General features: G+C 57.2%; 23 protein-coding genes. 11 read left to right on the forward strand and 12 right to left on the reverse strand.

The window, feature by feature from the left end; genetic code table 11:
* Positions 1–396: 396 nt before the first annotated feature.
* On the forward strand, positions 397–927 hold the full coding sequence (locus tag FQ187_RS28370; RefSeq protein WP_149632013.1) for a Bro-N domain-containing protein: 531 nt from the start codon (positions 397–399) through the stop codon (positions 925–927).
* 172 nt (positions 928–1,099) lie between these two features.
* On the opposite strand, the gene FQ187_RS28375 is transcribed toward FQ187_RS28370, so the two are convergent.
* Positions 1,100–2,197 (reverse strand): HNH endonuclease signature motif containing protein, encoded by a 1,098-nt coding sequence (locus FQ187_RS28375; protein WP_149632014.1) that lies wholly within the window; start codon positions 2,195–2,197, stop codon positions 1,100–1,102.
* A gap of 113 nt (positions 2,198–2,310) precedes the next feature.
* The gene (locus tag FQ187_RS28380; RefSeq protein ID WP_149632015.1) at positions 2,311–2,556 is read right to left on the reverse strand and encodes a type II toxin-antitoxin system Phd/YefM family antitoxin; all 246 of its coding nucleotides are present in this window, start codon (positions 2,554–2,556) and stop codon (positions 2,311–2,313) included.
* 274 nt (positions 2,557–2,830) lie between these two features.
* On the opposite strand from FQ187_RS28380, the gene FQ187_RS28385 reads away from it, so the two are divergent.
* On the forward strand, positions 2,831–3,820 hold the full coding sequence (locus FQ187_RS28385; RefSeq protein WP_149632016.1) for a hypothetical protein: 990 nt from the start codon (positions 2,831–2,833) through the stop codon (positions 3,818–3,820).
* A gap of 30 nt (positions 3,821–3,850) precedes the next feature.
* Here the strand turns inward: FQ187_RS28385 and FQ187_RS28390 are convergent, their stop codons facing one another.
* The 3 genes from FQ187_RS28390 to FQ187_RS28400 all read right to left on the reverse strand — a co-directional run bounded on the left by FQ187_RS28390 (position 3,851) and on the right by FQ187_RS28400 (position 5,839).
* Positions 3,851–4,546: a hypothetical protein gene (locus FQ187_RS28390; RefSeq protein ID WP_149632017.1), complete on the reverse strand. Its 696-nt coding sequence runs from the start codon at positions 4,544–4,546 to the stop codon at positions 3,851–3,853.
* A 37-nt stretch (positions 4,547–4,583) separates the two neighbouring features.
* Positions 4,584–4,952 (reverse strand): hypothetical protein, encoded by a 369-nt coding sequence (locus FQ187_RS28395; RefSeq protein WP_149632018.1) that lies wholly within the window; start codon positions 4,950–4,952, stop codon positions 4,584–4,586.
* A gap of 71 nt (positions 4,953–5,023) precedes the next feature.
* Complete coding sequence (locus FQ187_RS28400) at positions 5,024–5,839, reverse strand: sulfite exporter TauE/SafE family protein (RefSeq protein ID WP_149632019.1); 816 nt, start codon at positions 5,837–5,839, stop codon at positions 5,024–5,026.
* A 110-nt stretch (positions 5,840–5,949) separates the two neighbouring features.
* Here FQ187_RS28400 and FQ187_RS28405 point away from each other — a divergent pair, with 110 nt between their 5' ends.
* Positions 5,950–6,717, forward strand: a complete 768-nt coding sequence (locus FQ187_RS28405; protein WP_149632020.1) for a helix-turn-helix transcriptional regulator — start codon at positions 5,950–5,952, stop codon at positions 6,715–6,717.
* Between the two features lie 41 nt (positions 6,718–6,758).
* Here FQ187_RS28405 and bglX read toward each other — a convergent pair whose 3' ends face one another.
* Positions 6,759–9,023, reverse strand: a complete 2,265-nt coding sequence (bglX, locus tag FQ187_RS28410; protein WP_149632021.1) for a beta-glucosidase BglX — start codon at positions 9,021–9,023, stop codon at positions 6,759–6,761.
* Between the two features lie 277 nt (positions 9,024–9,300).
* Between bglX and FQ187_RS28415 the strand changes: the two genes are divergently transcribed.
* Complete coding sequence (locus FQ187_RS28415) at positions 9,301–9,618, forward strand: helix-turn-helix transcriptional regulator (RefSeq protein ID WP_149632022.1); 318 nt, start codon at positions 9,301–9,303, stop codon at positions 9,616–9,618.
* Between the two features lie 48 nt (positions 9,619–9,666).
* On the opposite strand, the gene FQ187_RS28420 is transcribed toward FQ187_RS28415, so the two are convergent.
* Positions 9,667–10,725, reverse strand: a complete 1,059-nt coding sequence (locus FQ187_RS28420; protein ID WP_149632023.1) for an MBL fold metallo-hydrolase — start codon at positions 10,723–10,725, stop codon at positions 9,667–9,669.
* A 214-nt stretch (positions 10,726–10,939) separates the two neighbouring features.
* Between FQ187_RS28420 and FQ187_RS28425 the strand changes: the two genes are divergently transcribed.
* Both FQ187_RS28425 and FQ187_RS28430 read left to right on the forward strand, forming a co-directional pair.
* Positions 10,940–11,548 (forward strand): TetR/AcrR family transcriptional regulator, encoded by a 609-nt coding sequence (locus FQ187_RS28425; protein WP_149632024.1) that lies wholly within the window; start codon positions 10,940–10,942, stop codon positions 11,546–11,548.
* A gap of 139 nt (positions 11,549–11,687) precedes the next feature.
* Complete coding sequence (locus FQ187_RS28430) at positions 11,688–12,227, forward strand: DUF1003 domain-containing protein (protein ID WP_149632025.1); 540 nt, start codon at positions 11,688–11,690, stop codon at positions 12,225–12,227.
* Between the two features lie 7 nt (positions 12,228–12,234).
* Here FQ187_RS28430 and FQ187_RS28435 read toward each other — a convergent pair whose 3' ends face one another.
* Positions 12,235–13,176 (reverse strand): LysR family transcriptional regulator, encoded by a 942-nt coding sequence (locus FQ187_RS28435; RefSeq protein WP_149632034.1) that lies wholly within the window; start codon positions 13,174–13,176, stop codon positions 12,235–12,237.
* A gap of 15 nt (positions 13,177–13,191) precedes the next feature.
* On the opposite strand from FQ187_RS28435, the gene FQ187_RS28440 reads away from it, so the two are divergent.
* On the forward strand, positions 13,192–13,899 hold the full coding sequence (locus tag FQ187_RS28440) for a CTP synthase (protein WP_149632026.1): 708 nt from the start codon (positions 13,192–13,194) through the stop codon (positions 13,897–13,899).
* On the forward strand, positions 13,896–14,219 hold the full coding sequence (locus tag FQ187_RS28445) for an antibiotic biosynthesis monooxygenase (protein WP_095130946.1): 324 nt from the start codon (positions 13,896–13,898) through the stop codon (positions 14,217–14,219). The genes FQ187_RS28440 and FQ187_RS28445 overlap by 4 nt, the downstream gene beginning before the upstream one ends.
* A 125-nt stretch (positions 14,220–14,344) precedes the next feature.
* Here the strand turns inward: FQ187_RS28445 and FQ187_RS28450 are convergent, their stop codons facing one another.
* A complete protein-coding gene (locus FQ187_RS28450; RefSeq protein WP_149632027.1) occupies positions 14,345–14,671 on the reverse strand; it encodes a DUF2025 family protein in 327 nt (108 codons plus the stop codon).
* 234 nt (positions 14,672–14,905) lie between these two features.
* Here FQ187_RS28450 and FQ187_RS28455 point away from each other — a divergent pair, with 234 nt between their 5' ends.
* From FQ187_RS28455 to FQ187_RS28465, 3 genes are all read left to right on the forward strand, one after another.
* Positions 14,906–16,033, forward strand: coding sequence for a glycerophosphodiester phosphodiesterase (locus tag FQ187_RS28455; RefSeq protein ID WP_149632028.1), 1,128 nt, complete (start codon positions 14,906–14,908; stop codon positions 16,031–16,033).
* A 109-nt stretch (positions 16,034–16,142) separates the two neighbouring features.
* Positions 16,143–16,460: a PepSY domain-containing protein gene (locus tag FQ187_RS28460; protein WP_149632029.1), complete on the forward strand. Its 318-nt coding sequence runs from the start codon at positions 16,143–16,145 to the stop codon at positions 16,458–16,460.
* A gap of 134 nt (positions 16,461–16,594) precedes the next feature.
* On the forward strand, positions 16,595–17,767 hold the full coding sequence (locus FQ187_RS28465; RefSeq protein WP_149632030.1) for a GAF domain-containing sensor histidine kinase: 1,173 nt from the start codon (positions 16,595–16,597) through the stop codon (positions 17,765–17,767).
* A 15-nt stretch (positions 17,768–17,782) separates the two neighbouring features.
* On the opposite strand, the gene FQ187_RS28470 is transcribed toward FQ187_RS28465, so the two are convergent.
* The 3 genes from FQ187_RS28470 to FQ187_RS28480 form a co-directional block, all read right to left on the reverse strand.
* On the reverse strand, positions 17,783–18,130 hold the full coding sequence (locus FQ187_RS28470; RefSeq protein ID WP_149632031.1) for a hypothetical protein: 348 nt from the start codon (positions 18,128–18,130) through the stop codon (positions 17,783–17,785).
* 159 nt (positions 18,131–18,289) lie between these two features.
* Positions 18,290–18,727 (reverse strand): hypothetical protein, encoded by a 438-nt coding sequence (locus tag FQ187_RS28475; protein ID WP_149632032.1) that lies wholly within the window; start codon positions 18,725–18,727, stop codon positions 18,290–18,292.
* Positions 18,728–18,838: 111 nt separating this feature from the next.
* On the reverse strand, positions 18,839–20,461 hold the full coding sequence (locus tag FQ187_RS28480; RefSeq protein ID WP_149632033.1) for a methyl-accepting chemotaxis protein: 1,623 nt from the start codon (positions 20,459–20,461) through the stop codon (positions 18,839–18,841).
* Positions 20,462–20,948 lie beyond the last annotated feature (487 nt).

Below are 20,948 nucleotides of genomic sequence, written 5' to 3' on the forward strand. Positions count from 1 at the left end.
GCGAATCGATGCGCAGGCGCGCAACGAAATTGACGGCAACAGGGACTTCAGACTAACAATGCAAACCTGCGTCGCTGCGCTCCGACTGCCTGTCCGAATGAGCGTGGAATGAGTGTCCGGATGTTGGTGGGCTGAGTGTCCGGATGGCGTGGAATCCGCACTCTAAGCTCCATTTCAGGTGCCTAAGAAACGCCCAACGTAGAAAGCTTGGTCAATCACACAGACACGCAACTCACCCTTTGGTGATTTGTCGTTCGGATGTGCGAAGGCTTTGCTCGTTGGGATTTTTTAAGTCCACTCTACGTTGGGGTCAGGCCCTCCTAAATCTACACGTAGAGGTACTGGATATGCCTGAACACGATTTACCCCGCACTCTCGCCATTCTGGAGATCAGTCATGACTGATCCCTTCTCTGTAACAGTCTTCACTCGCCACAACCTTGCCCTCCATGCCCTCCTCCTAGAAAACCAACCATGGTTCTGTGCCCGAGATCTGGGTCGTTTGATGGGTTTCCATCTGAATGATCGTGTGGTCAGCAAACTGGACGAGGATCAGAGACATACGTTGTTGATTGAGTACCACGGCCAACCGGAGAAACGGTTGATGATCAGCGAGTCCGGTGCGTATGCATTGCTGGTATATCACTACGCGCCAGGGCATCGGTTGCTGCGTGAATGGTTGACTCATCAAGTGGTGCCAGCCTTGCGTGATGCGGGGCAATCGAACTCTGATCGGCCGATGTTGAGTCTGTTGGATTGGCCGGAGATGTCGTTGAGTCTGTTGCATTGGCAGGATGAAGGCTGGATTCGGCTGCGGGATATGCCTTATCTGTTGCTCAATCGCACGCGGCGGCGCGTTCCAGCGGTTAAGCCTTGGTGGCGTAAGGTCTTGGAGGCGCTTTACTCTTCGAAGCATTCGATCGGTTAGATCTTGTAGGTTCGACAGAAAGAAGCGTCGCAGTTCACCGTAGGAATTTTCGTAGACAGTCCACTCAGTATCGTCCGAGGGTTTTCAACCCTCGGCGATGTTATGAGCGTAAAAAAGAAAGCGACTGAAGCGCTCTTGAGATTAGGGCCAATTGCCTTGGCGCATCGCTCAATCAGCTTTCAATTACTTCCAGCCGTTGCTTCAGCCTCTCATTCACCAACGCCCCGTGCACTCCAGAATGAATTTCCCGATGACAACTTGGGCATACAGCCCCCACATAGCGTGGGTGATCTAACCCACCATCTGAGAGCCGGTTGACGTGATGCGGCTCTAGGTAGGGCTTGCCATCCTTTTTCATAAAAGGGGCCGGCTTCTCACCGCTCTCGCATGCACCCTCGGCACGCATCAGCACATAGTGCGCAACCTTACGGCTGCGCTGATAGATCTTACGAGGAGCGGATTGCCCTAACTCATCACTGCCAGGCTTACATGCAGCCAGCGCAGCCAACCGCGCAGCAGCCAGAGAGTCGGGAAGGTTAGCCTTTTCCTCATCCTCTTCTTCAGCCTCAATCATTCCACTAGGAATACCCACAGGGACTAATCGAAAAACAATTGCCGTCCGAGCCTGGCCGCTCACATCCGGCTGGGTTCGCTGAAACATGTCGGCGCAAGAAAACTCGCCCACGTATGCGTAGCCATTACCTTTACCGCGGGACTTAAACAAGTGCAGCGCTCGGCCATCATTGGCATGCTCAGCAATGGCTCGGTTGCCTCGAGTCAAAGTCATCGGCCCGCGTTGTCCTTGACCGGTATAAAAGAAGGCGCCGTCTTCCCAATGGTCGGCATACCCGTATTGCTCACCGCTATCGCCCGTGAACAAAAAAATCGCAGGGTAGGTAGCGGACGCTGCAATGCCGTTTTGCAGGCTTCCACCGAACGGTCCATTGATCTCAGTTTTTCGGTCGTAAACAGCCCCCGGCGTGAACTGCAATACAGGCGCGCCCTCCTCACGCGATAGCTCCACAATAGTGAAGCCTCGCTTTTCTAGGTAACTGTTGGTCGGGTGTCCACCGGAGAACTCGCCTACTGCAATACCGGTCGCCAAAGAGACGATTTTCTTCGCCGGATACAGTTCACCGCCCGAGTGAACCGCATAACGGTGAGCTAGGTTGTTTTCCCATCCTTGCCACTCACGCCTACTCCGAAATTTATGATCAAACTCCAGCATCGCTTTGTCTATTCGTTCCTTCGAAACCGCTTTGATCGCCACGAGCGCTGCCCTTTATCGACAATTGCCGTAGGAATATTCCTACCGTCGTCAAAGTAGCAAAGGGTTTCAATACGTAACAGGGCGAATAGCCACTATTTCTAAGAACAATTGCCTCACAGGTGACTCTCAAATCCCTCGGTGATGTCCACTGCGGGCTTTTGAAAATCCGCATAAATTCGGATTTTTCCCTTCAACCGCCCCGGCTTACGTGCCCGAGATGTTTTGACATGAGGCAGCAGGTTTAGATAGGGCTTGCCGTCCTTGGTGATCACAACCGTATCACCCCGCCAGGCAAGCTCAGCGAGTTGATCGAGCTGGGATTGTGCTTCGTGCATGTTTACTGTTATCCGTTCAGTCATATGGCACCTCCATGGAGTTGGCCACGCTAGCTGAAGGCTGAGATTTTCGATAGGCGTGGCGAGCCGGCTCTTGGCGGTGTTCCGTTGCAAGTTGTGAATGATGGTGCGTAGAACCAGATAGACAGTGGCGTTCTTGGGTTTTTCGCGAGCAAGCTTCGCTCCTACAAGGGACGGTGTGTTACCGCTGATTTTGCGGCGTGTTGAAAACAGTAAGTGCAACCCGCCCCGCCTCCCGCTATTAATACCCTTCCCCACTCAAGGACCCGAGCCCGCCATGAAATTCGACCTCGCCTACTGCCTCAGCCTCGACGACAAGCTGTCGATCTATGACGTGCGGGATTTGAATTTCGACGAGACGATGGAGTTCGATTCCGCCAAGGAGCACTTCCAATGCCCGAACGATACCTGCCGTTTGGCGTTCGATGCGGCGAATGTGTTGACGACGTTCAACGCCAAGAATGTGAATTACGTTCGCACCCCGCACTTCAAGAACACGCCCAGCACCCGGCATGTTGCGGATTGTCCTTATGTCAGCCTCAAGACGCCGCCGTCAGGTGTGGACGCGGACGGTGCGGAAACGGATGACAGTCGCGAGGAGCATTTCCCATCGGAGTTGTTGCTGACGCGGCGTGAGTATGTGCGTAAGCCGTCGAGCCCGGCGGTGGCGGCGAACGTGATGCGGGATGATCCGAAACCGCCTTCTGCGGCCAGTAATGTCGAGCACCCGAGTCGTGAGTCAGCACCAGACAAAACCAGTGTCTTCGCCCATCCGGTGGAGTGTTTTGTGTCGAATTTCGAGGACAAGGAGCTGCTCAAGCGCATGCCGCTGAAGATTGGCGAGCACACGGCGCCCTACAGTTCTTTCTTCAAGAAAATCGAGTTTCTGCTGGACAACAAAGGGCTGATTTACTGGGGCAAGATCAAGAAAATCGAGGATTACCACAGCGCAAGTTTTCGCATCGATTTCGAACAGAAGGTCTGGTTCAAGCAACCGGACGAGGCGAAGAAGAAGCCTTACTCGGTAAACGTTTACCTGAGCAAAAAACTGATCGACAACTACCGCAAACGCAAAGCGTTTCTGGAAGAGATCAAGCATGCCAGTGAGAGCGGGAAAGAGTTGTATTGCTTCTTTTATGGCGTGACGCCGGAGTTGAAGCAGGTGCCAAGCAAGAAAAACCCCGAGCAGATGTTCGGGGTGTTCAGTGCCCATATCGAGAACCTGGATCACTTCATCATTCGTGAGGCGCCAGGGCTCAAAGGTTAAAGGACCGGGGCACGGCGTTATTGCGACGGCTCATTGCGCTTCGAGATTAAGCTGCCTTACGACCTCCCGAATCTCCCGTTTCGCTTCCTTGTGCCGCTCACGGGCTGCTTGAATGCCAAGCTCATCAAGGCCGCCGTAACGGCTTAACCAGTGAACGATCATTTCCTCATCCGGGTAGAAGTAATCCTTGTGTTCTTTACCGCCTCTCGGGTAGTTGTTCATGTCGGTATCGAAGCGGCCTGCCGAGAACTCGTCAGGGGGTAAAGAACCTCGTTCGGCAGCACATCCCTCAAACACCCAGGCGATGTCATTGATGTGTTTCTGCGCACCGCGATGTCCGCGTTTGTAAAACACGTACTCGCGACAACTCTCTTGGAATCGCTCCGCTATCAGTTCGTCGTTGAACCAACGAAGTATGTCGTGTTGCCCTGCATGCTGAATCACGCCATTTATCCAACGCTCGGAAAAACGTTGAACGAAACCTACGATGTCCGCTTTTTTCACGTCCGCAAAAATCATGCAATAACGAGTTTTTACGTGAATGGCGTACAACACATGCTTGCGTTGAACAGTGACGGCGTGAACCAGCCACTGTTCGGCTGACTCATCAGGCACATCATCTTCAATGACGGACGATGGCGGTTTGTGCACCGGGTTGATTTTTTTACCCTTGTGCACGCGGCTGAAGAAGTTACTTGCAGCTTCGGTGCAATTGAAGATCCACATCCATCGTTCTCTTATAAAGGGCTGGTGATAACCGTTTTCAGTCCTGCCGCACGATCTCTTCGACCCATTCAAGTTCATAGGGCCGGCGAATGACATCCGAGATGTAGTCCAGCGCATCTTCACTGAGCACTGATAACTCTGCGTCGGTCAGCAAGTCATGCATGACAAACAACCTTAAAGCGGTGAGAGCACTGGAGCGAGATTGGCTGTGATAGTCAAAGGCTCGGGCCATGTCCTTATTCCGATCATGGATCAAGCCGTAGAGCATTCCATATCGAGCGTGAGCAGACAGCGCACCGTGCAGGGTAATGGCTTTTGCATCGGCAAGAACGCCCTGGCAAAACCGATCGAGCGCGATCTTGCGCAGTTCCTTGAATTTCTTCCAGTCGCTTTCGAGGATCGACATGACATTCTCCTGCGTGAAATCTTGAACAATGCGTAGGCGTATTGTTGCGAATAAGGCTACCGATTCCAACCCTACGTGGCGCACATGCTCAGCATCACCAAAACTAGCAAACCTACATATACCCGCGCATGCACCCGATCCGGAATCCGCCCGATCCAAGGCGTAGCCAACCGAATCCCCACCATAGACCCCACCGTCAAAACTGCAAACGCCAGCACATCCACATAACCGACAAACCACGGCCCAAGATCAAACTCGGTGAAGCCGGCCATTGCCATGTAAGTCAGCGTCCCGGTCAGCGCCACGGGCAAACTTAGCGGATTGGCCATGGATGTCGCCTGGGACATGTTCAATCCACAACGCCGCAACAATGGCACGGTCATGACGCTGCCGCCTACGCCGAGAAACGTAGCGATGGCGCCGATTCCTACGCCCCCGCCAGACACTTCTGCCCTTCCCAATCGTCGTGGGATGGCGGTATCGGACGCTGTAAGAAAGCCACTTCGCAACAAGCAATCCGCGATGGTCACGCCCAGGTACGCGATGAAGGCATAGCGAATTACCTCGCCACTTGCCCACATCGCTGCTACGGCGCCGACTACCGCGCCCACGCCGATAAACCCGCCCCACGGCCACAGGTAATGACGAATGAGATTACCGGCGCGTCGGTGTTTTCCGGTGGCGATCGTTGCGTTGACGATCATGACGCAGGTCGAGGTTGCCACAGCAATGTGCATCGCCGATTGGCCGACGGGGTCGTCTGTGCCGTGGCTAGTCACGAGCATGCGGTAGAGCAATGGCCCGACGACGAAGCCGCCGCCGAAGCCGAACAGCACCGCGGTGATGCCGGTCATGCAGCCGAAAAGTGCCAGCAGGAGATAGAACATCGGTGTCGTCCGTTAGTTGAGAGCGGTCGACGATAGAACGATGCGCCTTGGCCTGCTTCAGCAAGTCAGCCAATAATGTTCGCGTTTACGCCAACCATTGGGACTGCTCGATGCGCAATGTTTCGATTGATCTGCTGGACCACACGCCACGGCCGGTGGTGGCCATCGGTACGGATTATTCCCACGGCCATTTGTTGCCTCGTCATTCACATCGGCGGGCGCAATTGTTGTACGGCGCCACCGGGGTGATGCAGGTCAGCACGCTCGACGGCAGTTGGGTGGTGCCGCCTCAGCGGGCGGTGTGGATTCCGCCGGGGGTGGCGCATGAGGTGCTGATGCTGGGGGTGAGTACTCGCAGTTTGTATATCGAGCCGGGGGCGGTGGATCTGGGGGATCGCTGCCAGGTGATCAGCGTTTCGCCATTGATGCGGCATTTGCTGATGGAGGCGGTGGAGATCCCGCTGGCCTATGACGAGCGCGGGCGCGACGGTACGCTGATCGGCTTGCTGCTGCATGAACTGGCGCGCAGCACTCACCTGCCGTTGCACATTCCGCTGCCCGTCGATGCGCGGCTACTCGCGTTGTGCCAGGGTTTTGTGCAGCGGCCCGACGCTCATCAGTCGCCCCAGCAATGGGCCGATCAGTTGCACATTAGCGTGCGTACTTTCAATCGCCTGTTCCGCCAACAGACGGGTCTGAGTTTCAGTCAATGGCGGCAGCGGGCTTGCGTGGTGCTGGCTCTGGCGCGGCTGGTGGCCGGCGAACCGGTGACGCGGATTGCCCTGGATTTTGGCTATGACAGCCCGGCGGCGTTCTCAACGATGTTCCGCCGCGTACTGGGGCAGGCACCGTCCGTCTGGCTGGAGGGGGTGAAGTAGTTAGCCCAAAAAGAGAGGCCACTGCCGCTAGTGCCTCGGCCTTATAGCAGCTCAAAACTCTGCTCCTTCACATCCTGAGAATCCAGACCGATCTGCACCCGGAACTCGCCCGGCTCGGCGGCGTATTCCAACTGGGCGTTGAAGAACTTCAAGTCGTTCTCATCAATGCTGAAGTGGACCGCTTTCTCTTCTCCGGCCTTGAGCATGATTTTTTGAAAGTTCTTCAGTTCTTTGACCGGACGGCTGAGGGAGCCAACGACATCGCGGATATACAGCTGAACCACCGTTTCGCCGTCGCGCTGGCCGGTATTCTTCACGATGACGCTGGCGACGAGCTTGTCGGTCTTGTTCAGTGTGGTCGAAGACAGGGCCATGTCGGTCAGGCTGAAGTCGGTATAGCTCAGTCCATAGCCGAAGGGATAAAGCGGACCATAGGATTGATCGAAATATTGAGATGTGTAGTTGCGAGGCGCACCCGGCAGGTAGGGGCGGCCGGTGTTCAAGTGGCTGTAGTAAATCGGGATCTGCCCCACGGAGCGTGGAAAGGTGATGGGTAACTTGCCGGACGGGTTGTAGTCACCAAACAATACATCGGCAACGGCGTTGCCTCCCTCAGAGCCGCTGTACCAGGTTTCCAGAATCGCATCGGCCTGTTTCTGCTCCTTGCCGATGGAAAGTGGCCGGCCGTTCATCAATACCAGTATCAGCGGCTTGCCGGTGGCTTTCAGGGCGGTGATCAATTCACTCTGGCGCCCCGGCAGATCGAGGCTGGTTCGACTGGCCGCTTCATGAGACATACTGCGGGGCTCGCCCACCACTGCAATCACAACATCGGCTTGCTGTGCAGCCTTGACCGCTTCGTCAATCATTTCTACTGCCGGCCGAGCGTCGTTCTCGATTTCGGCCACTCCCAGATATTTAACAACCTCCGGATCTTCCGTGAGATTGGCGCCACGGGCATAGATCAGCGAACCTTGGTTCATCGCGCTTTTCAGCCCGTCGTAGATCGTCACCGATTGCGAGGGCACGCCGCTTGCGGACCAACTGCCCATGATGTCGACGGTACTTTTTGCCAACGGGCCTATGAGCGCGATCACGCCCTCTTTCTTTAGTGGTAAGAGCCCGTTTTCATTCTTCAGCAGCACCAATGTCTTGCGTGCCACCTCACGGGCCTGCGCTCTGTGCAGACGGTTTTCGGCATTGTTATCAGCGGGGTCTTCACCGGCAACGCCGATGCGCCGGTAAGGGTCTTCGAACAGCCCCATGTCGTACTTGGCCCCCAGGACTTCCCGCACAGCATTATCGATATTGCTCTGGGAAATAGCGCCTGACTCAAGCAGCCCGGGTAGCTCCGGACCATAAGAGGAGTCGTTCATGCTCATATCAATACCGGCCCTGATCGCGAGCCTGGCCGCTTCGCGGTGATTCTTCGCAACACCATGCTGAACCAGATCGGTTATCCCGTTATGGTCGCTGATGACCAGCCCCTTGAAGCCCCATGCTTTGCGAAGCAGGTCTTGCATCAACCATGCATTGGCAGCTGCTGGCACGCCATTTATCGAGTTAAGCGCTGCCATCATCGCTCCCGCGCCACCCTCAATCGCCGAACGATAAGGTGGCAGGTAGTCCTGGTACATCCTGGCCAGGCCCATGTCGACGCTGTTGTAGTCGCGTCCACCCTCGACAGCACCATACAACGCGAAGTGTTTGGCGCTGGCCATGATGCTGTCGGGTGCATTCAGGCTTTTGCCCTGGTAGGCCTGAACCATCACTTTGGCAATGCGCGAAACCAGATAGGTGTCTTCACCGAAGCCTTCGGATGTACGCCCCCAGCGAGGATCACGGGCGATATCTATCATCGGTGCAAAGGTCAAATCGATACCGTCCGCACTGGCTTCTTTCGCCGCCGTTCGACCGCTCAACTCGATGGCGTCCATATCCCAGCTGGAGGCCAACGCCAGGCCAATGGGAAAAATGGTTCGATGGCCGTGTATCACGTCCCAGCCGAAAAACATCGGTATTTTCAGGCGGCTTTGTTGAGCCGCGTCCTGCATGGGTCGGTTTACGTAACGGCTCACAGAGCCGTACGTACCCCCAATGCGCCCGGCAGTGATTTCTTGGCACATCCTTTCGGGAGTCATCTTTTCATCAATAGCGATCAGCCGCAGTTGGCCGACTTTTTCTTCCAGGGTCATCTGATTCATCAGGTTGGTCACAAAGGCATCTTTGTTTGACGATGCCATATCGGCCAGGACGGGCAGACTTGTAAAACCGATCAGGGTACATAGCAGACGTAGTCTTTTCATGATTCCCTTCCCTGCATAACGCTGTGGCGCACAGCCTCTGAAACGCCACCTTTCCTTGTATTGAAAATCAGAAAGCTGACGTTCAAACATTGCCGCTGACGGGTGTTGAAAACCCATTGAGCTTTCAGGAGCCGCCTAAAAATAGCGTAGTCGGTCCAACGCTCCTGCCTGAGAGGAAAAATAGAACCGATCAAAAAATGAGTTTGATTCGGGCCTAAAACAACTGTACAAAAACACAGTATATTTTGAACCAGCACTCTTGAGCCCGGAGAACACCATGGCCTCTCTTGCGATGAAAATCACCCTGGAACGTATCGCCCTTTTCCAATTCACCCCCGCACATTGCGCTCAGGCCCGAGCGATGCTGGGCTGGAGTGTGGAGGAGTTGTCTCGGGAATCCGGGGTTTCGGTTGACGCTATTCAGCGATTTGAGGATGAACGCAATGTGCTGGATGTTACGCGGCTGGCACTGGCATATCGGTTTGAATCGGAGGGGTTGGTGTTCTTCCCGGGGTTTGTGCCGGGGAGAGGGATGAATGTGAGAGGGTCTACGCCTGATCCGGTGGGGCGGGCGGATTATGCGATGGTTGAGTGAGGTGTCGGCCCGGGCCGCTTGCAGGGTAAGCAGCCCGGCTTCACAACGTTATGCGTTCTGAGTCTCCACCTGATCGCCAACGTTTTCCATCTCCGACCACCAAGCTCCACCCCGCTGCGGATACATCACATTGAACGCCTGCCCCATCTGTGGCGTGGTAATCGAAACATTACGCTCCCAGGCCAACGCCAGAATGCGGTCGAAAGGTTCGTACCAGGCGTGCATCGACAGGTCGAACGTGCCGTTATGGATTGGCAGTAACCAGCGACCTTTGAGGTCGATGTGCGCCTGTAGGGTTTGCTCCGGCTGCATGTGAACATGCGGCCACTCGACGTTGTAGGCCCCGGTTTCCATGAGCGTCAGGTCGAACGGGCCGTATTGCTCACCGATGCGTTTGAAGCCATCGAAATAACCGCTGTCGCCGCTGAAGAAGATTCGCGTGTCACCGTCGATCATCACCCACGAGGCCCACAACGTGCTGTTGCCATCAAACAGACCGCGACCGGAAAAGTGTTGCGAAGGTGTGGCAATGAACCGGATGCCGTCGACTTCGGTACCTTGCCACCAGTCCAGTTGTCGGACTTTGCTGGCGTCGATGCCCCATTTGATCAGGGTGTCGCCCACGCCCAACGGTGTGAGGAAGTGCTTGGCCTTGTCCGCCAGTTTGAGCACCGCTTGATAATCGAGGTGGTCGTAGTGATCGTGGGACAGGATCACCGCTTCAATCGGCGGCAATTCTTCGAGGCTGATCGGCGGCTGGTGAAAACGCTTGGGGCCGGCCCATTGCACGGGTGAGGCGCGCTCGGCGAAGACCGGGTCGGTGATCCAGAATTTGTCCCGCAGTTTCAGCAGTACGGTGGAATGACCGAGTCGGTAAACGCTGTGGTTGGGAGCAGCGATCAACGCTGCCTGAGTCAGGGTTTGCACCGGGACAGGCGCCGTCGGGCGTGTGTCGTGCGGTTTGTGGAAGATCATGCTCCACATGATGCGCACCATTTTGCGAAAGCCTTCACGTTGCACGGGCGCATGGTTTCGGAAGCTCCCTTCTGCCTGACGGGATGCTTCAGGCGTGGAGACGTTGTCCGCAGGGGAAGTTGAAGTGGCCATGACTGAATGACTCCTGGAAAACCACATGATTCTCGGTTTTCCGCTTGGGACGATAAATGGCCAAGGCACGCACGCATCAGCCGGAGATTCTATTCTTCACTGCACAGGATTAACAAATCATTACACTGCACAGTGTAGTTTCTAGGTTGCATCAAAGCCGATCACAAGTAAACTGCCGAGTGTAATTCTCACTTCTTCCTGCCGAAGCGTACTTATGACAGCTCCACAGCGCCTCACTGACCGAAAACGCGAAGCCATCATTCAGGCGGCGATTGCCGAATTCCGTGCCAACGGTTTCGACATCACCAGCATGGACAAGATCGCCGCCACCGCCGGCGTGTCGAAGCGCACGGTGTACAACCATTTCCCCAGCAAGGAAGAGTTGTTCGCCGAAATCCTCAATCAATTATGGGCGCGGGTGACGGCAGAACAGGAAACGTCCTACCACCCCGACCTGCCGCTGCGCGACCAGATGCGCCGGATGCTGATGGCGAAATTGCAGATGCTGGGCGATGACAATTTTCTCGACCTGGCGCGAGTGGCCATCGCCGCCACCATCCATTCTCCCGAGCGCGCCCAGAACATGGTCGCCAGAATGGGTGAGCGCGAAGAAGGCCTGACCGTGTGGATCCGCGCCGCTCAGGCCGATGGCCGTTTGAAACCGGTCGCCCCCGAATTCGCCGCACAACAGATTCAGGGAATGCTCAAATCCTTTGCGTTCTGGCCACAGATTTCCATGGGCCTGCCCGGCCTGTCAGCCGAGATGCAGACCACGGTGGTGGAGTCGGCACTGGACATGTTTCTGGCCTGCTATCAGCTCTAGATCGAGTTGCAATAAATGACAATGTCCGCCGCTTTAGCAGTGATCGGTAGCGTGGAATAAAACTCCGCAATGTGTTTCAGAATGAAACTGGCGCTGGGGCTATAGTGAGCCTCAGCCCCAGCGCCATGCAGAGAGCACCATGACCACCACGACTTCTGACACTAAACCCGCCCTTCCCGTCGACCATCTGCGTTTTCATCGCCCCCACGCCCACTTGGCGCCCACCTTCGGTAACGACAAGTTCGCCCTGCGCGCCGAAGCCTTCGCGCGGTTCTTCGGCACGCCGACCTTTCTCGGAGCGCAGACGCTGATCGTGGTGGTATGGATTTGCCTCAATCTGTTCGGCGTGGCCCACTTCGACCTCTACCCGTTCATCCTGCTCAACCTCGCATTCAGCCTGCAAGCGGCTTATGCCGCGCCGCTGATCCTGCTGGCCCAGACCCGCCAGGCAGCACGCGACAAAGCCCAGTCTGAAGCCGATGCGCTACACCGCGAATCCCTCGCCGTGGCCAACAGTGAGCGTCAGGCACAAGCGGCGCAGAACACCGCGCAACTGCTGGAACTGCTCGAGCAAAACACCCGGCTTACCGAAATGACCAAGGCCCTCACCGAACGCATCGAAAGCCTGACCTCGGAAATGCATCAGCATTTCGTGCGCAAGGATCAGCCGAAGGTTTAGCGCTCGGTCAAGGCAATCGAAGCGCCCGCCCCAACTCATCGAACAACGTCACCACCGAGCGCAAGGCGCGGCAGTCCGGGCGGGTCAGCAACCAGAGCGCCGTGTCGTAACCGTGTAACGGCTCGCTCAACGGTTGCAGCCCTTCACCGATGAGGAAGTCCGGCAATGCCGCGACACCGAGTCCGGCTCGTACCAGCTCAGTCACCGACAACATACTGTTGCAGCGATAACCCGGTGTGACGCCGGGCAACTGCTGACGGCGCCACACAACGGTGGGGTGATCGGGCAGGAAATCGTCCGGGGCGATCCAGGTCAGCGAGGCCAGGTCTTCGGAATCGACCGATTTCAGATACGCCTCACTGGCACAGACTCGATACGACACCTCAGCCAATCGCCGGCCGACCAAGTGCTCGGGCGGTGTGCGAGTCAGGCGCAAGGCGATATCCGCATCTCGGCGGCTGAGGTTGGCGAAGTCGTTGGAGGTACTCAACTCGATGGTCAGCGCCGGGTAGCCGGGCATGAACTTCGCCAACGCCGGCAGCAGCAAGCTTTGCAAGACCGAATCGGTGCAGGTCAGGCGCACGGTGCCGCTGATGACTTCACCGCCCTGCTCCACGCCAATGCGCGCCGCCTCCAGCGCCTGTTCGGCCCGCTCAGCCTGCTCGGCCAGGGTTTGCGCCAAGGTGGTGGGCAAGTAGCCGGCGCGGCTCTTTTCAAATAGCTGCTGGCCCAGCGCAGCCTCCAGTCGGCGCACGGCGCGAAATACGGTCGAGACGTCGACCTTCAACAGCGCCGATGCCCGGGCCAGAGAGCCGCCGCGCACCAGCGCGAGGATCAGGGACAGGTCGGGGTAATCCAGTCGATAGTGCATCGGTGCATTGATCAATTGGGATAACGCCAATATTGAGTGCGTGAACGCCAATCTATAGTGGGTGCCAGGAATCAACAAGCGTGGAGCGCACACATGGAAACCCGCCCAATTCGCATCGCCCTGATCGGCGATTACGATCCGCACGTCACTGCTCACCAAGCCATCCCCATCGCCCTCGGCATGGCCGCTGAACATGCGAACACAGACGTGCAGTTCCGATGGTTGGCCACCGACCGCATCAGCACCGATGCGCCATTGGCTGATTTCGACGGTTTCTGGTGCGTGCCCGCCAGCCCTTACCGCGATAGGGACGGTGCGTTGCGGGCGATTCGTTTTGCCCGTGAGCAGCAGCGCCCCTTCCTTGGTACCTGCGGCGGTTTTCAACACGCCGTACTCGAATACGCCCGAAATGTTCTGGGCTGGGACGATGCCGAACACGGTGAAACATCCCCGGATGCGGCGCGAGCGCTGCTCACGCCACTGACCTGTTCGCTGGTGGAGGCCGTCGACAGCATCCATCTGGTTGAAGGCTCGTTGATCGCCCAGGCGTACGAAAGCGCTGAGATAGTCGAAGGCTATCGCTGCCGCTACGGCGTTAATCCAGCATTCGAACGTGAGTTGTTGACCCAACAGCTGTGCGCCGTTGGACACGATTCTTCGGGCGACTTACGGGCGCTGGAATTGCGCGGGCATCCGTTCTTCGTCGCGACGCTGTTCCAACCTGAACGCGCCGCGCTCAAAGGCAAGCTGCCGCCGCTGGTCCGTGCGTTGATCGCAGCCTGCAAGAGGCACAAGTCATGATCGCCAAGACTCCGCCAGCGCCTTACTACGCGGTGATTTTTACCTCCCTGCGTACCGACGGTGATCACGGTTACGAGCAGGCCGCCACGCGCATGGTCGAATTGGCCCGTGAGCAGCCCGGTTTCCTGGGGGTGGAATCGGCTCGGGGTGAAGACGGGCTAGGGATTACGGTGTCCTACTGGGCCAGCGAAGCGGCGATTCTGGCGTGGAAACATCATCCCGAGCACAGTGAGATTCGCGAGCGCGGGCGGTCGACCTGGTATTCGTCTTGTCATACGCGGGTGTGCAAGGTTGAGCGGGCGTATGCGTTCAAGCAGTAAATGATGCGGCGTTCTTCAGTCCGCCTTCGCGAGCAAGCCCGCTCCCACATTGGTCTTGTGATCGACACATAACCCATGTGGGAGCGGGCTTGCTCGCGAAGAGGCCAGCACAAACACCGCAAAACTCAGCTCTGCACCAGACTGCGAACCGCCGAAATCTGCGGCACCTCCCGCCGATTCATGTACACCCGCAACGGCTCGGTGATGTTGATCCGGTCATCGATGTTCTGATCCAGCAACAACTGAATCAACTCACGCTTGAGCGTCATGGCCTGCCCGGAATCTGGGGCCCAGACGAATTCACTGGTGGGAATAATGCCGTCATCCGCCACGTCCATGCCGAAGGCGTCTTCGCTGAAACGAACGATGTAGTGGCCGGTCTTGCGATTGAGGCCGACGAAGCCTTTGAGTTGGTCAGCGGCCTGGCAGATGAGCTCGGAAGTGATGCGCATGATAAACCTCACAAAAGGTCGCAAAGGACCGGTGATCGATGGTTTACACGCAGGGCAAGCGAATGGGCGTTCCCTCTGCCGGGGTAACTGCCGGGGCCAAGAGTACTGCAAAGAAGCGCACAAAAGCGCTGAAAAAATCTGCTTTAAACACGTTTATGTCGGTCTGGCGATAGCGCAAGCGGCGCTCAGTTGTTAAAAGAGACGTCTTTGAAAATCTGCGAAAGGACCTCGACCATGCCTGTTACCTTCACCAAGAGCGCCCTGTTGCTGAGTCTGATGCTGGGCCTCGGCCAGGCACAGGCCGCCAGCGAACCAAGCCCCACCGCACTGGCCACCCGCATGGGCATTCCGCATCCGGCCGTGATCGCTCACCGTGGCGCGTCGTTCGATGCACCGGAATCCACCGCCGCGGCCTACAAACTGGCCCGCGATCTGGGGGCCGATTACCTGGAACTGGACGTGCAACGCAGCAAGGATGGCGTGCTCTTCGCCCTGCACGACAACAACCTGCAACGCACCACCGACGTCGCCAGCAAATTCCCTGAACGCAAGGACCGCCCGGCCAACGAGTTCACTATCGCCGAGCTGAAAACCCTCGATGCCGGGAGCTGGTTCAACACCGCCTACCCGGATCGCGCGCGTCCTTCGTATGTCGGTCTGAAAATTCTGACCCTCGACGAAATCATCGACATTGCCCAAGGCAATCCGCTGCACAAGCCCGGTCTATACATCGAAACCAAAGAGCCGAAGCAGTTTCCCGGGATCGAGCGCGACCTCAAGGAAAAACTCCAGGATCGCGGCTGGTTGAGCCCGGCCGGCTCGAAACTGGCGAAGAGCGACCTGGCCGTCGGCCAGGGCAAAGGCAAGGTCGTGCTGCAAACCTTCGAGAAGAGCAGCCTCGAACTGCTCGAGAAAGAAATGCCGAAAGTGCCGAAAATCCTCCTGCTGTGGGTCGGTGAAGGCAGTATCGAACCGCAATCCAAGGTGACGTTTGCCGAGTCCGGCGACAAGGACAAAGCCACTTACTACGCCAAACAGCAACCGAAGGACAAAGCCGAATTCCAGCAATGGGTCGAGTACGCCAAAGCCCAGGGCGCGATCGGCACCGGCCCTTCTGCCGCGCTGACCAAGGGTGGTGATCAGAGTTACTCGGACCTGGTGCAACCCTGGATGAACCAGTACACCCACGATCAGGGCTTGCTGGTGCACGTTTACACCATCGACGATGCCGTGGATTACCAGAAAGTCATGGACGCCGGCGTCGACGGCATCTTCACCAACCGCGCCGGTGAACTGCTCAAGTTCTATAAGCGTCCGGCGGCTGCGAGCGTTGCGCAATTGCTGCAGAACAACGGTTATTGATGAACGTGGGAACGATCGCTACACAGTCGTATTCGGAGAATTAAGTGTGGATTAAGTTGCGCCGGTTAACTTGATCCCACTTAAACGAATCACCCAAGGATAGAACCTCATGAAAACCCTGACTGCCCTGTTCACTGCCGCTGCCCTGACTCTCACCGCTGGCCTGGCCCAGGCCGATGTTCGTCCTGACCTGATCCCGGGTCTGCTCAAGGCGGGCAGCATCATGGACCTGGAAAAACTCAACCAGGCAGCCCTCGCCCAGCATCCAGGCACCACCGCAGCAAACATCACCGATACCGAACTGGAACAGACCGCCACTGGCGCTTATGTCTACCAAGTGGAGATCCGTGACGCCAAAAATGTTGAGTGGGATGTAGATCTGGATGCCAAAACCGGCAAAGTACTGAGCAACAAACAAGACACGTAATCGCCTCACGATAAGCCGCACGATTTTCGGATCGTGCGGCTTTTTTGCATGTCCGATTCAGGCAATCAAGTCGCGCCAACGCGGCGCCAGCCCGCTAGAATCCCACCACACTGTTCATGCAGGGATAGATTGAAATGGGGCAAGCAGCGGCAGCAGACATCGCCACGATCGGTCGGATCAGTGCAGTGCCGGCGATTCTTCAAGTGATCCGTGAACTGACGGGGCTGCGCTTTGCCGCCGTGGCCCGGGTCACCGAAGACTCGTGGACGGCGTGTGCGGTGCTCGATCAGCTGAATTTCGGTTTGCAGGTCGGCGGTGAGCTGGATCTTGTCACGACCCTGTGCCACGAAATTCGTCAGACGCATCATTCGGTGGTCATCGACAAGGCCAGTGAAGACCCGCTCTACCGCGACCACCACACACCTCGCCGCTATCAGTTCGAAAGCTACATCTCCGTGCCGATTTTCCGCACCGACGGACGCTTTTTCGGCACCCTCTGCGCTCTTGACCCCAATCCTGCGCCACTCAAATCCAGCACGATCCAGAGCACCATGGAATCCTTCGCCCGAATGCTGGCGCTGCAAATCGAGGCAGAAGAAAACCTGCAAAAGACCGAAGCAGCGCTGAGGCAGGAACGCGAAGCCGCCAAACTGCGCGAACAGTTCATCGCCGTGCTCGGGCATGACCTGCGCAACCCCTTGTTCGCCATCAGCGCCGGTGCCGAAATGCTCCTGCGCAAACTGCCCGATCCGGCGAATCAGCAACGGGCCCGGCACATCCTCACCAGCGCCCGTCGTGCGACCAAACTGGTCGATGACGTTCTGGATTTCGCTCGCGGCTCACTGGGCCGTGGCATTCCCGTGAACATCGAGCCGTGCCCGGATCTTGAGGATGCATTGCGGCATGTGATATCAGAGGTTCAGAGCGTCCACCCCGACCGCACCATTGAGTCATCCATCGGCGACCTGCGCAGCGTTCATTGCGATCGCGAGCGAGTCGCGCAGTTACTCTCCAATCTGGTAGCGAACGCGGTTGCTCATGGCGATCCCGATGGCTCGATCGATATCAGCGCGCAGATCAATGAAGGACAGTTCGTGCTGAGCGTAAAAAATCAGGGGCTGATTGCCGAGGATGCGCTGTCACATCTGTTCCGGCCCTACTCGCGACCGGCCAGCGGAACACCGCAGACCGGCCTCGGGTTGGGGTTGTACATTGCCAGTCAGATTGCGCACTCCCATGGCGGAAAACTGGACGTGGTATCGACCGAGCAACAGGGCACGACGTTTACGTTCAGCTTGCCGGTGTGATCTGCCAGGCTCGAATCACTTGACCATAATGATCAACGGCTTGGAGCGCCAGATTCGGTCGTCTCTGACAACCTCATAAAAGGTAGTCACCAAACCCGGTGTGATGAAGGTTTCCTTCACATAGAAATGCACAGGGTTTACTTCTTCAATCTCGGTGATCTCATGCGTAAAAACTGTTTCAGTGCCTGCTTTGGTGATCCATACCACCTCAAGATGATCCCCTTCGCTCAAACCCTGTTTGCCAGGGACAGACGCCCGCAGACCGGGAGCCGAGGGTAAAGACACCTCACCCTCATACTCCTGACCTTCGACCGGCGTCATGCTCGGGATCGTCAGTTTTTCCAACACTTCAAGCGTAGACATGGGAACACTCCTTATCGGGATAATCGCGCCATTGCGCTGACCCGATCATCAAGCCGTCAGGAATGCGTCCCGTCTACTGTCAGAAATAACAGGTACCTTCTGAATCAATGGGTTTGAAGCGTCGAATCCGACCAGCGGTCATGCCTACTGAACGGAATATCAGGCCGAAGTGCTGACCAGCGATCCCGACGTACTGGAACCGGAATCCTGCAACGCCTGCAACAACGCCGCCGTTGCCGTCTGCAATGACCCCGAAGTCGTCGCAATCTGCGACTGAGCCGCCGCGACGTCCGCCGCTTTGGCTTCGGCGCTTTCCTGCCTGGCCTGGGCCGCTTGCAGTTGCTGCTGTTGTTCCTGCAATTGCTTTTGCAATTCGGCGATCTGCTTGCGCAGCTCTTTCACCGTATCGGATTCTTCACTGCTACTGGAACTGCTGTCGCTCGCCGCGGGGGCGCCGCCGGCGGATACCTTGGTGGTGTCGCTGGACGCCTCGGCGGTTGCCGTGACTGAGATGTCTTCGGTGCTGTCACTGACGGCAGTCTTGTTTGAAGCAGTCGTGGCCGTCGGGATGATCGAAACGGAAGTGATGCTGACCATGGCGGTTTTCCATTGGGATTTGGGATTACCGTGATCATCGACATCGACACTGCGGACTTGAGAGCGACTGTGTACCGACTCGGTAAGCAAACCGGTACACAGTCATTCCCGTTACGCGCTTAAACGCGCCGTCACTTCATTCAACTGCCCCGACAACCCGTGCAGGTTGTGACTGGCAGCTTCGGTGCGCTGCACGTTGTCCAGATTGGTGCTGGCGATGCTGGTGATTTCGGTGAGGTTGCGCGAGATGTCTTCGGCCACCGACGTCTGCTCTTCCGCGGCGGTGGCGATCTGACGATTCATGTCGCGGATGGCTTCCACGGCATGGGTGATGCGCTCCAGCATGGCGCCGGCCTGAGTCACTTGCTCGACACTTTCCTCACTGCGCGACTGACCGCTTTCAATCGCCTGAGCGGCGTCCACTGCACCGGTTTGCACCGTTTGAATGATCTGGTTGATCTCGATGATCGACGCCGCCGTGCGCTGGGCCAGGCTGCGGACTTCATCGGCCACCACTGCAAAACCGCGCCCGGCTTCACCGGCACGGGCTGCTTCGATGGCGGCGTTGAGCGCCAGCAGATTAGTTTGCTCGGCGATGCCGCGAATCACTTCCAGCACCTTGCCGATGCGCCCGCTGTCGGTTTCCAGGCGACGGATGACCGTGGCGGTATTGGCAATTTCGCTACGCATTTGGGTGATGGTGTGAATAGTGCCCTGCATGACCTTTTCGCCCTGCTGGGCGGACTGGTCGGCATCGTCGGCGGCACGTGCCGCATCGGCAGCGTGGCGCGCGACTTCTTGCGCGGTAGCGGACATTTCGTTCATCGCCGTGGCCACCTGATCAGTACGATTGAACTGCTCGTTGGTGCCGCTGGCCATCAGGGTGGCGATGGAATTCAGCTCACCGCTGGCGCTGTCCAGATCCTGGGCACTGCGCTGCAAACGGTTGAAGGTTTCGGCAAGAAAATCGCGCAGGGTATTGGCGGCCATCGCCAGTTTTCCCAGCTCGTCCTGACGGGTGCTGGCCACGCGTTCGGCGAAACGACCCTGGCTGAGTTGCGCCACGTACTCGATCAGTTTGCGAATCGGTTCCACCAGATTGCGGTTGACCAGCCACAGGCTCAACAACCCGATCAACAGACCCGAGGCGAGCATCACTATGATCCCCAGCAACACGGTGCGGTCGGCGTCGGCGCTGATCAGCTTCGATTGCTCGACACCCTGCTTGCGCAATTCGCTGACCAACTCGCTCATCTGATCGCTGGTTGCGCGGTCCACACCTTTGACCGCCGTGTCGCCAGCCGTTGGGTCGGCGCCTGCCGCCACGTAGGCGTCACGGCCCTTCTGATAAGCCGCGCCCAACAGACGATGTTCGTCCCGCAGGCGTTCGATGCGAGTCTTGAGTGACGGCTCGATACCCTTCTGCCCGGCCAGTTCACCGAGGACGCCCTGCACATCGCGCTGACGGTCTTCGAATTGCTTCCAGTATTTGTCCAGATCCGCAGGCTGCTTGCCGCGCAGCAGGACGTTTTTCCACTCCTGAACCTGAACTTTGAATTGCAGGTTGGCTTCATCGATCAATTGCGAGGTGTGCAGCGGGCCTTCGATCAGATTCGCGTAGTTCTGAACACCGTTGGACAGAAAATGAAAACAGGCCAGGGCGATCAACAACATCGCGAACAAGCTGCCGCTCAACAACGCGAGGATTTGTGCTCTCAGGGATTTTTGCAGCATCGAGTGATACTCATGACAAGGAGGAGACACGCCGCGATCAGGCGTGAAAGGTGTTCGGACATCCCTGTCAGCGACCTTGGCCAGTGGCCAAAGCCATGCAAGTTCACGTAAGCAAGATCGGCGTGACAGAGCGGTTCTTTAATCATTTCCGACCGTCGGCAGTGCCACTATTTCGCCTCCACTGCTCTGTCACAAAACTGTTAACACTCCTTGCGATGATGCGGCTCAAGTGAACCTGAAAAATCCGCCGTAACGCGACCTGTAGCAGCTGGCGAAGCCTGCGTTCGGCTGCGTAGCAGTCGTGAAATCAGACAATGCGTTGCGTCAGGTAGACCGCGCGCTCAGGTTTTACGACTGCTCCGCAGCCGAACGCAGGCTTCGCCAGCTGCTATGTATGGACTCGCCCCCACTGTCTACCCGCTTTTGAAAAACCGCCGCCCCGTTGCATCTATGTATCAGGCCTATTCGAAGAAGCCGTCTTCGGCTT

Source organism: Pseudomonas sp. ANT_J28 (assembly GCF_008370005.1).
In the GTDB taxonomy this organism is placed as follows: Bacteria; Pseudomonadota; Gammaproteobacteria; order Pseudomonadales; family Pseudomonadaceae; genus Aquipseudomonas; species Aquipseudomonas frigoris.